Source organism: Streptomyces sp. L7 (assembly GCF_050990935.1).
Taxonomy (GTDB): domain Bacteria; phylum Actinomycetota; class Actinomycetes; order Actinomycetales; family Microbacteriaceae; genus Leifsonia.
In genome coordinates, this window is the sequence record NZ_CP194644.1 from 3088473 (window position 1) to 3102519 (window position 14047).

Annotated in this window: 15 protein-coding genes and 2 pseudogenes; 14 read left to right on the plus strand and 3 right to left on the minus strand. The window is 69.0% G+C overall.

What is annotated here, in order from left to right; all coding sequences use genetic code 11:
- Nucleotides 1–267: 267 nt before the first annotated feature.
- From rpsF to dnaB, 5 genes and pseudogenes are all read left to right on the plus strand, one after another.
- Nucleotides 268–549: pseudogene (rpsF, locus tag ACR5MH_RS15535) on the plus strand (30S ribosomal protein S6); the annotation flags it as partial.
- Nucleotides 550–667: 118 nt separating this feature from the next.
- The gene (locus ACR5MH_RS15540) at nucleotides 668–1180 is read left to right on the plus strand and encodes a single-stranded DNA-binding protein (protein ID WP_431348009.1); all 513 of its coding nucleotides are present in this window, start codon (nucleotides 668–670) and stop codon (nucleotides 1178–1180) included.
- A gap of 65 nt (nucleotides 1181–1245) precedes the next feature.
- Nucleotides 1246–1509, plus strand: coding sequence for a 30S ribosomal protein S18 (gene rpsR, locus ACR5MH_RS15545; RefSeq protein ID WP_018189012.1), 264 nt, complete (start codon nucleotides 1246–1248; stop codon nucleotides 1507–1509).
- A gap of 14 nt (nucleotides 1510–1523) precedes the next feature.
- Nucleotides 1524–1976 (plus strand): 50S ribosomal protein L9, encoded by a 453-nt coding sequence (gene rplI, locus ACR5MH_RS15550; RefSeq protein WP_431348010.1) that lies wholly within the window; start codon nucleotides 1524–1526, stop codon nucleotides 1974–1976.
- Between the two features lie 590 nt (nucleotides 1977–2566).
- Nucleotides 2567–3898: pseudogene (gene dnaB, locus ACR5MH_RS15555) on the plus strand (replicative DNA helicase); the annotation flags it as partial.
- Nucleotides 3899–3948: 50 nt separating this feature from the next.
- On the opposite strand, the gene ACR5MH_RS15560 reads toward dnaB, so the two are convergent.
- Nucleotides 3949–4176 carry a hypothetical protein gene (locus ACR5MH_RS15560; protein ID WP_431348011.1) on the minus strand — a complete coding sequence of 76 codons (228 nt, stop codon included), beginning with the start codon at nucleotides 4174–4176 and terminating at the stop codon, nucleotides 3949–3951.
- Nucleotides 4177–4447: 271 nt separating this feature from the next.
- On the opposite strand from ACR5MH_RS15560, the gene ACR5MH_RS15565 reads away from it, so the two are divergent.
- From ACR5MH_RS15565 to ACR5MH_RS15580, 4 genes are all read left to right on the plus strand, one after another.
- On the plus strand, nucleotides 4448–4705 hold the full coding sequence (locus ACR5MH_RS15565) for a DUF4287 domain-containing protein (RefSeq protein ID WP_431348012.1): 258 nt from the start codon (nucleotides 4448–4450) through the stop codon (nucleotides 4703–4705).
- 108 nt (nucleotides 4706–4813) lie between these two features.
- Nucleotides 4814–5320, plus strand: coding sequence for a hypothetical protein (locus tag ACR5MH_RS15570; RefSeq protein WP_431348013.1), 507 nt, complete (start codon nucleotides 4814–4816; stop codon nucleotides 5318–5320).
- 258 nt (nucleotides 5321–5578) lie between these two features.
- Entirely contained in the window at nucleotides 5579–6112 is a 534-nt protein-coding gene (locus ACR5MH_RS15575) for a DUF308 domain-containing protein (protein WP_431348014.1), read from the plus strand.
- A complete protein-coding gene (locus ACR5MH_RS15580) occupies nucleotides 6109–6471 on the plus strand; it encodes a hypothetical protein (protein WP_431348015.1) in 363 nt (120 codons plus the stop codon). Before ACR5MH_RS15575 ends, ACR5MH_RS15580 begins: the two co-directional genes overlap by 4 nt.
- 29 nt (nucleotides 6472–6500) lie before the next feature.
- Here the strand turns inward: ACR5MH_RS15580 and purB are convergent, their stop codons facing one another.
- Nucleotides 6501–7880, minus strand: coding sequence for an adenylosuccinate lyase (gene purB, locus ACR5MH_RS15585; protein WP_433861930.1), 1380 nt, complete (start codon nucleotides 7878–7880; stop codon nucleotides 6501–6503).
- A 61-nt stretch (nucleotides 7881–7941) separates the two neighbouring features.
- Nucleotides 7942–8331, minus strand: a complete 390-nt coding sequence (locus ACR5MH_RS15590) for a phage holin family protein (protein ID WP_431348016.1) — start codon at nucleotides 8329–8331, stop codon at nucleotides 7942–7944.
- A gap of 59 nt (nucleotides 8332–8390) precedes the next feature.
- Between ACR5MH_RS15590 and ACR5MH_RS15595 the strand changes: the two genes are divergently transcribed.
- From ACR5MH_RS15595 to ACR5MH_RS15615, 5 genes are all read left to right on the plus strand, one after another.
- Nucleotides 8391–8906 carry a hypothetical protein gene (locus ACR5MH_RS15595; protein WP_431348017.1) on the plus strand — a complete coding sequence of 172 codons (516 nt, stop codon included), beginning with the start codon at nucleotides 8391–8393 and terminating at the stop codon, nucleotides 8904–8906.
- A 45-nt stretch (nucleotides 8907–8951) separates the two neighbouring features.
- Nucleotides 8952–10061, plus strand: a complete 1110-nt coding sequence (locus tag ACR5MH_RS15600) for a histidinol-phosphate transaminase (RefSeq protein ID WP_431348018.1) — start codon at nucleotides 8952–8954, stop codon at nucleotides 10059–10061.
- Nucleotides 10062–10065: 4 nt separating this feature from the next.
- Nucleotides 10066–11205 carry a thiamine pyrophosphate-dependent dehydrogenase E1 component subunit alpha gene (locus ACR5MH_RS15605; protein ID WP_431348019.1) on the plus strand — a complete coding sequence of 380 codons (1140 nt, stop codon included), beginning with the start codon at nucleotides 10066–10068 and terminating at the stop codon, nucleotides 11203–11205.
- Between the two features lie 326 nt (nucleotides 11206–11531).
- Nucleotides 11532–12497 (plus strand): alpha-ketoacid dehydrogenase subunit beta, encoded by a 966-nt coding sequence (locus tag ACR5MH_RS15610; RefSeq protein WP_433862663.1) that lies wholly within the window; start codon nucleotides 11532–11534, stop codon nucleotides 12495–12497.
- Nucleotides 12498–12524: 27 nt separating this feature from the next.
- Nucleotides 12525–13913, plus strand: a complete 1389-nt coding sequence (locus tag ACR5MH_RS15615) for a dihydrolipoamide acetyltransferase family protein (protein ID WP_431348020.1) — start codon at nucleotides 12525–12527, stop codon at nucleotides 13911–13913.
- Nucleotides 13914–14047: the final 134 nt, after the last annotated feature.

Genomic DNA, 14047 nt, shown 5'->3' on the forward strand with positions numbered 1-14047 from the left:
CCCTCCTCCACAGTCGCGGCACTCGGATGAGTTGTCCACAGATTCGCGCCCGACGCACTGCGGGCCTCCCGTCATCGCGAGGCTGGACCCATGAGCATCGCAGAGACCGTCGCAGACCCCATCGCCCAGCGCCCCGGTTGGCGCGGGACCAGCGCATCAGCTACCCTTGACAAGTTGCCCGGGCAGATTCCTGCCTACGCAACCGATGTAGAACCCTCCTGCTGCAGAACGTCTGCAGCCGCTGAGACCAGAGGAGGTGGGTTAGTCATGCATCAGTACGAGTTGATGGTCATCCTCGATCCCGAGATCGATGAGCGCACCGTAGCTCCCAGCCTCGACAAGTTCCTCAACGTCGTTCGCAACGACGGTGGATCTATCGACAACATCGACATCTGGGGTCGTCGCCGCCTGGCGTACGAGATCAACAAGAAGTCCGAAGGCATCTACGCCGTCGTGCAGCTCACCGCGACCGGTGACACCACGAAGGAGCTCGACCGCCAGCTGAAGCTCAGCGAGGCCGTCATGCGCACCAAGGTGCTCCGTGCCGAAGAGGCCATCGCCCAGGTCGCGGCCGCTCAGAAGCGCGCCGACGAGAAGGCCGCCCGCAAGGCGTCCTCCTCCGCCGACAAGGCCGCTGCCGCCTCCGAGAAGGCCGGCGCCTAGTCCCATGGCCGGCGAGACCGTCATCACCGTGGTGGGCAACCTCACGGCCGACCCCGAGCTGCGTTACACGCAGAACGGGCTGGCTGTCGCCAACTTCACCATCGCATCCACTCCCCGCACGTTCGATCGTCAGGCGAACGAGTGGAAGGACGGTGAGGCTCTCTTCCTGCGCGCGAGCGTCTGGCGCGAGTTCGCCGAGCACGTCGCGGGCTCGCTGACCAAGGGGTCCCGCGTCATCGCCCAGGGGCGGCTCAAGCAGCGCTCCTACGAGACCAAGGAGGGCGAGAAGCGCACCTCCATGGAGCTCGAGGTCGATGAGATCGGGCCGTCGCTGCGGTACGCCACCGCACAGGTGACCCGTGCGCAGTCGTCGCGTGGTCCTGGCGGTGGCGGTGGCTTCGGCGGCGGTGCTCCCGCTGTCGAGGAGCCGTGGGCCGCCTCCGCACCCGCGGACCCGTCCGCGGGCGCCGACGTCTGGAACACTCCGGGCTCCTACAACGACGAGACCCCCTTCTAACGGGTCCGAACAACTGAGTTTGTCTGGCGGGCCTCGGGCTCGCCAGGCGGAAAGCAAAGGAAATCATGGCTGGAAAGTCGAGCGGCGACCGCCGCAAGCCGATCCGCAAGGGCAAGGACGGGAAGAACGCCGCGCCGGCGAAGTCCGTCCGCGTCGGCGTCATTGACTACAAGGACGTCGCGACCCTGCGGAAGTTCATCTCCGAGCGTGGAAAGATCCGCGCCCGCCGCATCACCGGTGTCTCCGTCCAGGAGCAGCGCCTGATCGCCCGCGCCGTCAAGAACGCGCGTGAGATGGCCCTCCTGCCCTACGCCGGCTCCGGCCGTTAAGGAGAAGAGACACAATGTCGAAGGTTATTCTCACGCACGAGGTCACCGGCCTCGGTTCCGCCGGTGACGTCGTCGACGTCAAGAACGGCTACGCGCGCAACTACCTCGTCCCCCAGGGCTTCGCCATCGCGTGGAGCCGTGGAGGCGAGAAGCAGGTCGAGCAGATCAAGGCGGCCCGTGCCGCTCGCGAGCTGCACACGATCGAGCAGGCCCAGGACCTCAAGGCGAAGCTCGAGGCGACCCGCGTCAAGCTGGTCGTCAAGGCCGGCCGCGAGGGCCGTCTGTTCGGTTCCGTGAAGACGGGCGACGTCGCCGACGCGGTCAAGGCCGCAGGCATCGGCGAGCTCGACAAGCGCAAGATCGAGCTCCCCAACCCCATCAAGGTGACCGGTGACCACGAGGCCACGGTCCGCCTGCACGACGACCTCTCGGCCGTCATCTCCCTGCAGGTGGTCGCCGCCAAGTAGCGGTCGGAAATCTCACAGTGTAGCGGCGGGCGAGAGCCCGCCGCTACACCTCGTTAAGTGGAGTTTTCCCCGGCTCCATCCACAGTGCACAGGCCCGGTCCGACAGCGTCGACCACAGGTCGGAAGGAACTTTTTACACACAGCCTGGGGAAACAGGAATTCCTGGTCAAGGGCGTTTTTTGGTTCGAAGATTTTTGGTTTTCCACAGCGGATCCCACACCTTGTGCACAGCCGCGTCGGCGTTTCGCCCAGATTATCCCCAGAGTTATCCACAGGCGGAGTTGTGGGCGCGGCCGTCGGTTCGTAGGGTTGAGCGACGTCGACGGAAGACCGCCGAGGATCGGCTCGCAGAAGGTTGCGGGACGTTGTCGGTGGCCGTCCGTATTCTTCGAGCGGGCGCGCTTCGGCGCGGTCTCTCCGGCACGGTCACAGCGACTGTGCTGATGGCCTACTCGGCGTGCCCGCGCGCCGACCGGACGTGGGCGGCGCACGCTTGAGAGGGGAGCACCGACCGGTGCGCTCTCGCAACAGGAGAAGTGAGGAGAGCACGTGTCGATCGCCCATATCGGTCTCGCTGACAGCCGCGAACCGGGCGAGGCCCGTTCTCCGGAGCGCACCCTCCTCACGACCTCCTCGCCGAGCAGAGCGCCCTCGGCGGCATGCTGCTCAGCAAGGACGCCGTGGCTGACGTCGTCGAGGTCGTCCGCGGCACGGACTTCTACATCCCCAAGCACGAGATCATCTACGACGCGATCCTCTCGCTGTACTCGCACGGCGAGCCGACCGATGTCATCACCGTCACCGACGAGCTGACCAAGCTGGGCGAGCTGTCCCGGGCCGGCGGCGCCGAGTACCTCCACACGCTCACGAGCCTCGTCCCCACGGCCGCCAACGCCGGCTACTACGCCAACATCGTCACCGAGAAGGCGCTGCTCCGCCGCCTGGTGGAGGCCGGCACCCGCATCACGCAGATGGGCTATAAGGCGGAAGGCGAGGTGCTCGACCTCGTCAACAACGCCCAGGCCGAGATCTACTCGGTCACCGGCCACCAGGAGGTCGAGGACTACGTCCCCCTGACCGAGGCCGTCACCGTCGCGATCGACGAAATCGAGGCCGCCAAGCACAAGGACGGCTCGATGACCGGCGTGCCGACCGGCTTCGCCGAGCTCGACGAGCTGACCAACGGCCTCCACCCCGGCCAGATGGTGATCGTCGCCGCGCGCCCCGCCCTCGGAAAGTCCACGCTGGCGCTGGACTTCGCGCGCGCCGCCGCCATCAAGCACGACATGCCGACCATCTTCTTCTCGCTCGAGATGGGGCGCAGCGAGATCGCGATGCGCCTCCTCTCCGCCGAAGCCACCGTCCCGCTGCAGCACATGCGCAAGGGCACCGTCGACAACCGCGACTGGACGACCATCGCCTCCACGCGCGGTCGCATCAACGACGCCCCGCTCTACATCGACGACAGCCCGAACATGACCCTGGTGGAGATCCGCGCCAAGTGCCGCCGCCTCAAGCAGCGCGTCGGCCTCAAGATGGTCATCATCGACTACCTCCAGCTCATGACGAGCGGCAAGCGCGTCGAGAGCCGCCAGCAGGAGGTCAGCGAGTTCTCGCGAGCGCTGAAGCTGCTCGCCAAGGAGCTGCAGGTCCCCGTGATCGCCCTGTCACAGCTGAACCGTGGCCCTGAGCAGCGAGCCGACAAACTCCCCGCCCTGAGCGACCTCCGCGAGTCGGGCTCGATCGAGCAGGACGCGGACGTCGTCATCCTGCTCCATCGCGAGTCCGCCTACGAGAAGGACAACCCCCGCGCCGGCGAGGCCGACCTGATCGTCGCGAAGCACCGCAACGGCCCCACCAAGACCGTGACGGTGGCCTTCCAGGGCATGTACTCCCGCTTCGCGGACATGGCGCCGATCTAGATCCCGCTGGCCGTCACGACCGGCGGGTGAGTCGCAGCCGCCCTGGCGGGTCAGCCCTGTCCCTGATCCCAGAGCCGCCAGCCCGCCTTTGTCTGGCGGTAGCAGAACGACCACCCTTCCGTTCCGCCCTGATCGGTGCCGTCGAGGCCGGTGTCGGTGGTGATCGAATACGACATGCACTCGCCGTCATCGCCGGTGCGACCGAGCAGCGTGTACGAGAGAAGCCGAGGTCCGTCGCACCACGCCGTCGTGTTGGAGGTCGTGAGGGCGCGGGTCATGCCGCAGTCGCTGTGCTTCGCAGCCTCCATGTAGGTGTGCGCTGTGGAGGAGAGTGTTGCGTCGGCGCCCGGGACAGGACCATGCGGGACGGGACCATCCGAGGGCAGGGTCAGAAGCACCCACGCGCCGACGACCATCCCACCCAGCCCCACGACGATCGAGAAGGCGATCAGAGGGGCGCTCCAGGTGATGCCATGATGCGAACTTAGGGGATCGAATCCGACACAGGCGGCTACGCAGCCCCTCCCACGCCGCCGCTAGACTCCCCGCATGGCCCAGCACCGCGTCGTCGCTCCCGTGATCGCACCCGGCGAGAAGGTCATGGGACCGCCGTCGTACTTCCCGAGCATCGAGAAGAACTACGGGCGGCCGGTCCAGGAGTGGCTGGACCTCGTGGTCGGGCGGCTGGACACCGGGGCCACGCACATGGAGGTCGTCGGGTGGCTGACGTCCGAGTACGGGATGGGGCACGGGCACGCCAACGCCCTCGTCGGGTACACGAAGGCCACGCTGGCCGAGCAGGCGTGACCGGCTCGCCGACGCTGGGCCACCCGAAAGCGGGCGCATAAGGTTCTCCGAGCGCGGATCATCCTCCGGGAGGACGCGGGCGCTCGCCAGGCGGAGTCGAATGGAACGGTGAACACCATCCTCATCCCGTTGCTGCAGGGCGCAGGTCCTGTCGCTCTTGCGGTGGTGTCCTTCGCGCTCGCGTTCACCTGGCCGTCGCTGGTCGAGCCCGCCCTGCGGGTGCGGTCCGAGCGCGGGCGGCTGGCCGGTTTCGCCGCGGTCGGAGCCCTGCTGCTGCTCGCGGCGAGCATCGTCTACGTCGTACCCGGCGTCCTGCTGAGGGACGACTACGGTGCGGTCGTCGTCGCGCCGCTCGCCGTCACCTGGATCATCCTGGCCGCGGCGCTCGGGCTGCGTTCGCTCTTCCAGACCGGTTTCGCGCGCGTGGTCTCGGCGACGTTCTCGATCGCGACAGTCTTCGGCGCCGCGGCCGGCGTCCTCGTCGCGCTGAGCTGGCACCATCCGATCAGCGCCACCGTCCTGCCGACGGGCGCGTTCGTGCTCGTGGTCGGTGGCATCGCCGCGATCGTCGCCTGGGCGCGGCCCGACGGGGACGAGCTGACGGCTGCGGTGTGACGGCGGCCGGTGCGGAAGCTTCAGCACTCCGGTGCTGTCTGAGGATCAAGGAAGGGATCGCGGCGGTGCTGAGCGTGCCGAACCCGATCCGCGCGGCGCGATCGTAGGCGCCGTGGGAGGCTGCCCCGCGGCAAACGCGCAGGAAGCCCGCGACTAGACTGGGAGCGAATCCTGACTGAGAGAGGTCGCCGAGTGGCACCCGCCGTTCCCCAGAATCAGGGCGATCCGAACTCGAGCCGTTATTGGGTCGTCCCCGCCGTGCGCGCGATCGTCGCGCTCGCCGCGGCCGCAGTCGTCACCTTCACCCGGGACGCGCACACCCCGCAGTTCGGCCTCATCGTCTTCGGTGTCTTCGCGGTGGCCGACGGCCTCGCCACCAGCGTCCTCAGCCTCCTGTTCGCCTCGAAGGGCATCACCCGCACCCTTTTCGCGGTCCAGGGCTGCATCGGCATCCTCGCCGGAGCGCTCGCCATCGCTCTCAACGCCAGCGGTCTCGGTCTCTTCCTCTACGTGGTGACCGTGTGGGCGGCGCTCACCGGAATCCTCGAGCTCTACAGCGGCCTCCGCGAGCGCCGGAACGACGCGGCCGCGCGCGACTGGCTCATCACCGGTGCGCTCACCGCGATCCTTGCTCTGGTGCTGCTCTTCGTGCCGGCCGATGCCGTGCTCGCCATCGGGCTGTTCGGCGCCTGGGCCGTGGTCGTCGGCGTCTTCCAGGGCATCGGCGCAGCCTCCCTGCGATCGGCGGCCCGCTCCGCCGCGGCCGCCCGCCGGACGGAGAGCGGATCGTGACCAAGCGCGACAAGAAAGACCCCAGCGTGACCAACAGCCTCCAGCCGACCCGCCGCGACCGCTTCCTGCCTGCCGAGCTGCTCGGCATCTCCGCGGGCCTCGGCGTCTTCGTCGGCCTCATCGTCCTGATCGCGACGCGCGAGTTCATCCTCGCCGGCGTCGCCTTCGGGATCGCGTTCATCCTGTCGCTCGTGCTGATGGCGCTGTTCGCGCTCGCCTTCAAGCCGAACGCGGCCGAGGTGGAGGACATCCACGAGCAGGACGTGGAGGCCCAGGAGAAGGCCGCGGGCCACAGCGACACCGCGAAGCCGGGCACCGCACGTGACGGTGACGAGAACGGGACGCCCCGGGGGCACTGAGCCCCGCCGAGGCGATCCCGCCGGCGGCCTCAGAGCCGGTCGACCAACTCCGACGCCAGCCCCACGTATCCCGCGGGCGTGAGTGCCAGCAGGCGGTTCTTCGCCGCCTGGCCGATCTCGAGGCCGTCCACGAACGCCGTCAGCGCCTCGTGGTCGACGCGCTTGCCGCGGGTCAGCTCCTTGAGCAGCGCGTACGGGTCGGAGATCGTGGAGCGCCCGGCGGTGACCTCCGCGCGGATCACCGTCTGGATGGCCTCGGCCAGCACCTCCCAGTTGAGGTCGAGGTCGGTCGCGAGGGCGTCGCGGTCGAGGGAGATCTGGGCGAGGCCGCGCTGGATGTTGTCGAGCGCCAGCAGCGAGTGGCCGAGGCCCACCCCGATGTTGCGCTGCGTGGTGGAGTCGGTCAAGTCGCGCTGCAGGCGGCTGGTCACCAGCGTGGCGGCGAGCGAGTCGAGGACGGCGCTGGAGAGCTCGAGGTTGGCCTCCGCGTTCTCGAAACGGATCGGGTTGACCTTGTGCGGCATGGTCGAGGAGCCGGTCGCGCCGGGCTCCGGGGTCTGCCGGAAGTAGCCCATCGAGATGTACGTCCAGATGTCGGTGCACAGGTTGTGCAGGACGCGGTTGGCGTGCGAGACGCGGGCGTAGAGCTCGGCCTGCCAGTCGTGCGACTCGATCTGCGTGGTGAGCGGGTTCCAGTCGAGGCCGAGACTCTCCACGAACTCCTGCGAGATGCGCGGCCAGTCGGCGTCGGGGTCCGCGACCAGGTGCGCGGCGAAGGTGCCGGTCGCGCCGCTGAACTTGCCCAGGTATTCGGTGGCCTCCACCTGCTTCCGGATGCGGTCGAGGCGGTGCACGAAGACCGCGAGCTCCTTGCCCATCGTCGTCGGGGTCGCGGGCTGGCCGTGGGTGCGGGCGAGCATGGCGTCGTCGCGATACTGGACGGCCTGTGCGCGCAGCTCGGCGATCACGTTGCGGAAGGCGGGCAGCCAGACCTGGGCGACCGCGGCGTTCACGGTGAGCGCGTAGGAGAGGTTGTTGATGTCCTCGCTGGTGGCGGCGAAGTGGGTGAGCTCGGCGATGTGGTCGAGGCCCAGCGCGTGCAGGCGCTCGCGGACCAGGTACTCGACGGCCTTCACGTCGTGCTTGGTGGTGGCCTCCAGCTCGGCGAGCCGGTCGATCTCGGGCTGCCCGAACTCGTCGGCGAGGGCGCGAAGCTGGCCGACCTGCTCGTCGGTGAGCGGGGAGGAGCCGAACATCCGGTGGCCGGTCAGGTAGATCAGCCATTCGACCTCGACCTGGACGCGCGCCCGATTGAGGCCCGCCTCCGACAGGTGGTCGCCGAGGCCGAGGACCGAGGACCGGTAGCGGCCGTCCAGGGGGCTGAGCGGCTGGGGAGGCAGGGCGGTCATGGGACTCCTCGCGGGATCGGCGTGGTGGATTCGCCTCTATTCTCCCGCACTCGGGAGGGCGTCAGCGCTCGCGCGTGAACGGCCGGAAGATCAGGCCGATGAGCCAGCCGATGATGCCGAGCACCAGCGCGCCGAGGACGCCCCACCAGAAGCTCGCGACGTGGAGGCCGAAGCCCATCAGGCCGCTGATCCACGACACCAGGAGCAGCAGCAGCCCGTTCACGATGAACGAGATGAGGCCCAACGTGAGGATGTAGAGCGGGAAGGCGACGATGCGGATCACCGTGCCCACGATCGCGTTGACCACGCCGAAGATGAGGGCGACGAGCAGGTAGGTCAGGACGGTCGCCGTGCTTCCCGCGGCGTAGGGGACGACGGTGACGCCGCTGACGATCAGGGTCGTCAGCCACAGGGCCACCGCGTTGATGATCACCTTGAGCAGGAATCGCATGGGCACATCCTCCCAAACGGGAGGCGCGGAGGGCAGGGGCTCGCCGCTAGAGTCGCGGCGTGCCCAACAAAGACGGCCGGATACCGGACCAGAACGGACTTGTTCCGCCGCAGCTCATCGACGCTCCGCGAGTGAAGAAGGTGTACCCGCCGCTGCAGTGGCGGCCGCTGCGGGTGATGAATCCGTGGCACAAATTCGGGTTCATCGTCCTGCTCGAAGTGGGGTGGCGAGTCTTGACGCAACTCGCCCAGCTTGCGGTACCGGTCACCGTGGTCACCGTGGTCAGCAATGCTCTCTGGCCGATCGTGGTCATCGCGCTCGCACGGTCGTTCCGCGGTGAGGGTGAGCCCGTGCAGCCTCCCCGACCGTGGTGGCGATTGAGCGCCCGGCCGAGGATCGGATGGTTCATCGGCGGCTTCTACGCGCTCGGCGAACTGCAGGCCTTCTTCTTCCCGGTGCACACCGATCGCTACCTTGCAACGGCGTCCAGCGTCGTCTTCGGGCTGTTCCTCGCCGCCGCCTTCCTCAACTCCTCCATCCGGCTCACCATCCAGCGTCGTCGCACCGCCCAATAAAGAGGAATGCTCCCGCGGGTATCCGCCCGCGACTAAGTTGGGTCTGTGACTGACCTAGACGCGCACGGCGTGCGGCTGCGGCCCGAGATCGTGGCGGTCCCTGCCTACAAGCAGGGCCGCCCGGCGCCGGCGGACGGTTTCAAGCTGTCCAGCAACGAGAACCCCTATCCCCCGCTCCCCTCCGTCGTGGAGGCCGTGGCCGGGACGCTCAGCGAGCTCAACCGCTACCCCAACGCGGGCGGCGCCGACCTCCGCGAGCGGCTCGCCGAACGGCACGGCGTCGACGTCGACCAGGTGCACCTCGGCAGCGGGTCGGTCGCGCTGCTCGCGCAGCTCATCTCCGCCGCAGCGGGGACCGGCGACGAGGTCGTCTACTCGTGGCGGTCGTTCGAGGCCTACCCGGGCCTGGTCACCGTCGCGGGCGCGACCAGCGTTCAGGTGCCGAACCGGCCGGACGGCGGGCACGACCTCCCGGCGATGGCCGCCGCGATCACCGACCGCACGCGGGTCGCGATCGTCTGCACGCCCAACAACCCGACCGGGCCGGTCGTCACGGCCGCCGAGTTCGAGGCGTTCATGGCGTCCGCGCCCCGCGACCTCCTGGTGCTGCTCGACGAGGCCTATTACGAGTTCGTCACCGACAACGCCTCGGTGGACGGCATCCCGCTGCTCTCGCGCTACCCGAACCTCGTCGTGCTGCGCACCTTCTCGAAGGCCTACGGGCTCGCCGCCCTCCGGATCGGCTACGCGGTCGGCCCGGCGGCAGTCCTGAACGCGGCGCGGTCGGCGGCCATCCCGCTGTCGGTGACCGACGCCTCCCGGGTCGCCGCGCTTGCGTCGATCGACGCCGAGGACGAGCTCATGGAGCGGGTCGCCCGCATCGCCATGCGCCGCGACAAGCTGCGGAACGCGCTGGTCGCCCAGGGCTGGAACGTCCCGGAGGCCAACGGCAACTTCGTCTGGCTGGCGACCGGCGAGGAGACCGCGGCCGCCAACGACGCGTTCTTCGACGCGGGCCTGACCGTGCGGGCGTTCCCGCCGGAGGGCATCCGTATCAGCGTCGGCGAGCAGGAATCTGTGGAGAAACTCCTGGAGGTCGCTGCCGATCTTGTGCGGAACCTACCAAATGGGCACCCGGGCAAGCGGTTAGGTTAGAACGGTGGTTGCGACGAACGATACCCCGCGCCCGGCGAACACCGTCCAGCTGCTGACCGCAGACGGCCGGTTCCAGCCGAGCGACCCGGCCGGAGAGTACCTCCCCTACCTCGAGCGACTCGGGGAGGAGGACTACCGCACCTTCTACCGCGACATGGTCCGCGTGCGTGCCGTGGATGACGAGGGGGCCAACCTCCAGCGCCAGGGCCAGCTCGGCCTGTGGGTGCCGAGCCGCGGCCAGGAGGGCGCCCAGGTCGGCTCCGCCCGCGCGGCCAAGCCGCAGGACAACCTGTTCCCGTCGTACCGGGAGCACGTGGTCGGCATGATCCGCGGCATCGACCCGGTCGGCATCATGGGGCTGCTGCGCGGCACCACGCACGGCGGCTGGGACCCGACGGACCCCGCCATCCACGGCTTCCACCTCTACACGCTCGTCATCGGCTCGCACACCCTGCACGCCACCGGCTACGCGATGGGCGTCAAGCTCGACGGCAAGGTCGGCACCGGCGACCCCGAGGTCGACGAGGCCGTGATCGCCTACTTCGGCGACGGCGCGACGAGCCAGGGCGATGTCAGCGAGGCCTTCGTCTTCGCCGCCAGCTACCAGACCCCGCAGGTCTTCTTCCTGCAGAACAACCATTGGGCCATCTCGGTGCCGGTGAAGACGCAGTCGCGCACCCCGCTCTACCTGCGGTCGAGCGGTTTCGGCATCCCGGGCGTGCAGCTCGACGGCAACGACGTGCTCGCCGCCTATGCGGTGACCGCGAAACACCTCGACGACGCGCGCAACGGGGAGGGCCCGAGCATGATCGAGGCTCTGACCTACCGGATGGGCGCGCACACGTCGAGCGACGACCCGACCAAGTACCGCACCGACGACGAGGTGGCGTACTGGGCCGAGCGCGACCCGATCCTGCGGTTCCGGGCGTTCCTGGAGAACCAGGGCGTCGGCCAGGCGTTCTTCGACACAGCCCACGAAGAGGCGGCCGACCTGGCGTCCGACGTCCGCCGGCGCACGCTCACCCTCGAGGTCCCGCCGATCGAGAGCATGTTCGACAACGTCTACAGTGAGCCGCATCCCGTGATGGACGAGCAGCGGCGCTGGCTGCAGGAGTACGAAGCGTCGTTCGGAGGTGACGCATGAGCGACCTGAGGGGCGAGACCGGATACGTGGAGGCCGAGCTGGTGGAGGACGAGACGCCGGACGCCGACAGCGCCGCGCACGACGAGCCGTTCGACGACACGCAGGCCATCGACGTGGTCGAGATCGTGGAGAGCGAGCCCGGCTCCCGCGTGCTCGAGGAGCATGTGGCCGAGCAGGAGTGGACGCGCGAGTTCGTGGTCGAGGACGAGACTGTGCCGGAGCAGTCGGAGGCGATCGACACCGAGTCGGAGGTCGGCGAGCCGCAGGAGACTCCCGCACCCGGGGCGGAGTCCGCCGCCGAGGCGGCCGGACCGCGCATCCAGTCGATGCCGATGGTGAAGGCGCTCAACGCCGGCCTCCGGCGCGCGCTCGCCGCGGACCCGAAGGTCCTGCTCATGGGCGAGGACATCGGCCCGCTCGGCGGCGTCTTCCGCGTCACCGAGGGACTGCAGGCCGAGTTCGGCGCGAAGCGCGTGCTCGACACCCCGCTGGCGGAGGCGGGCATCATCGGCTCGGCCATCGGCCTGGCGATGCGCGGTTACCGCCCGGTGGTGGAGATCCAGTTCAACGGCTTCGTGTTCCCCGGCTTCGACCAGATCACGACGCAGCTCGCCAAGCTGACCAACCGGCACAGCGGCGCGGTGTCCATGCCGGTCGTCATCCGCATCCCGCACGGCGGCCACATCGGCGCCGTCGAGCACCACCAGGAGGCTCCGGAGGCGTACTTCGCGCACACCGCGGGCCTCCGGGTCGTCGCGCCCTCGACGCCGAACGACGCGTACTGGATGATCCAGGAGGCCATCGCCTCCGACGACCCGGTGATCTTCTTCGAGCCGATGAGCCGCTACTGGCCGAAGGGCGACGTCGACACCGAGGAGAACCCGGTGCCGCTCCACGCGAGCCGCGTCGTGCGCACCGGCACGGACGCGACGATCGTGGCATGGGCGGGCATGGTCCCGGTCGCGCTGCGCGCCGCCGAGGTCGCCGCCGAGGAGGGCCGCAGCCTGGAGGTCGTCGACCTCCGCTCGCTCGCTCCGATCGACTACGCTCCGGTGCTCCAGTCGGTGCAGAAGACCGGGCGGCTCATCGTCGCGCAGGAGGCTCCCGGCACCGTGTCCGTCGCCTCCGAGGTCGCCGCCGTGGTGGCCGAGAAGGCCTTCTACTCGCTGGAGTCGCCCGTGCTGCGGGTCGCCGGCTTCGACACCCCCTTCCCGCCGGCCAAGCTGGAGGGCGTCTACCTGCCGGACGCCGACCGCATCCTCGAAGCCGTCGACCGCGCGCTCGCGTACTGAGCCTGCGCCGAACGAAAGAAGCCGCACATGAGCGAGTCCCAGTTCCTGCTGCCCGACGTCGGCGAGGGTCTGACCGAGGCCGAGATCGTCTCGTGGAAGGTCGCGCCCGGAGAGCCGGTCGCGGTCAACCAGGTGATCGTGGAGATCGAGACGGCCAAGTCGCTCGTGGAGCTGCCGTCGCCGTTCGAGGGGACCGTGGGCGAGCTGCTCGTGTCCGAGGGACAGACGGTGGAGGTCGGCACGCCGATCATCACCGTCACCGGTGGCGCTGCTGCTCCCGCCGAGCCGGCCGAGCCGGTGAGCGAGATCGCCGAGGCGGAGGCCGACGCCGCGCAGAGCGTGTCGCACGAGGCTGATGAGCCGAAAGCGGGCGCCGTGCTCGTCGGGTACGGCGCCGCAGGTCACGGGACCAGCCGCCGGCGCCGGGTGACGCACCCGGGCACCGCCTCCATCCCGGTGACGTTCACGCCGGCCCCTGCTGCTCCCGCTGCTGCTGCGTCGGCCGCGGCCGCTCCCGCCCCGTCGGCTCCGGCCGGCGCCTCCTCCGCCGGGCGCGCCCCGGTGATCGCCAAGCCGCCGATCCGCAAGCTGGCGAAGGACCTCGGCGTCGACCTCACGATCGTCACTCCGACCGGCCCGATCGGCGACATCACCCGGGAGGATGTGCTCCGGGAGGCCACCCAGGCGAGCGTGTTCCGCAACATCCAGACTCCGGAGTGGCCGAACGACCGCGAGGACCGCATCCCGGTCAAGGGCGTGCGCAAGGCGATCGCGAACGCGATGACGTCCAGCGCGTTCAGCGCCCCGCACGTCAGCCTGTTCGTGGACGTCGACGCCACCCGCACGATGGAGTTCGTCAAGCGCCTCAAGACGTCGCCCGACTTCGTCGGGATCAAGGTGTCGCCGCTCCTCATCGTGGCGAAGGCGATCATCTGGGCGGTCCGCCGCAACCCCACCGTGAACTCCACGTGGACCGATGAGGAGATCATCGTCCGGCACTACGTGAACCTCGGCATCGCCGCCGCGACGCCGCGCGGGCTCATCGTGCCGAATATCAAGGAGGCGCAGGGCATGACCCTGCTCGAGCTCGCGAAGGCGCTCGAGGAGCTGACCCTGATCGCGCGCGAGGGCAAGACTCCCCCGGCCGACATGGCGGGCGGCACGATCACCATCACGAACATCGGCGTGTTCGGGATGGACACCGGGACGCCGATCCTGAACCCGGGCGAGGTCGGCATCGTCGCGCTCGGCACGATCAAGCAGAAGCCCTGGGTCGTAGACGGCGAGGTGCGCCCGCGCTACGTCACCACCGTGGGCGCGTCGTTCGATCACCGTGTGGTGGACGGGGACGTGGCGTCGCGCTTCCTGGCCGACGTGGCCTCCATCATCGAGGAGCCCGCGCTGCTGCTCGACTGAGCCCAAACATTCGTGCCGAATGTCGCCTTTCGCGCGCTGAAAGTCGACATTCGTGCCGAATCGCGCGTGTTAGTGATTTTGACAATCGTTCTCAATTAGGGATAGATTCGTGGTACACCCACGGATTAGACAGG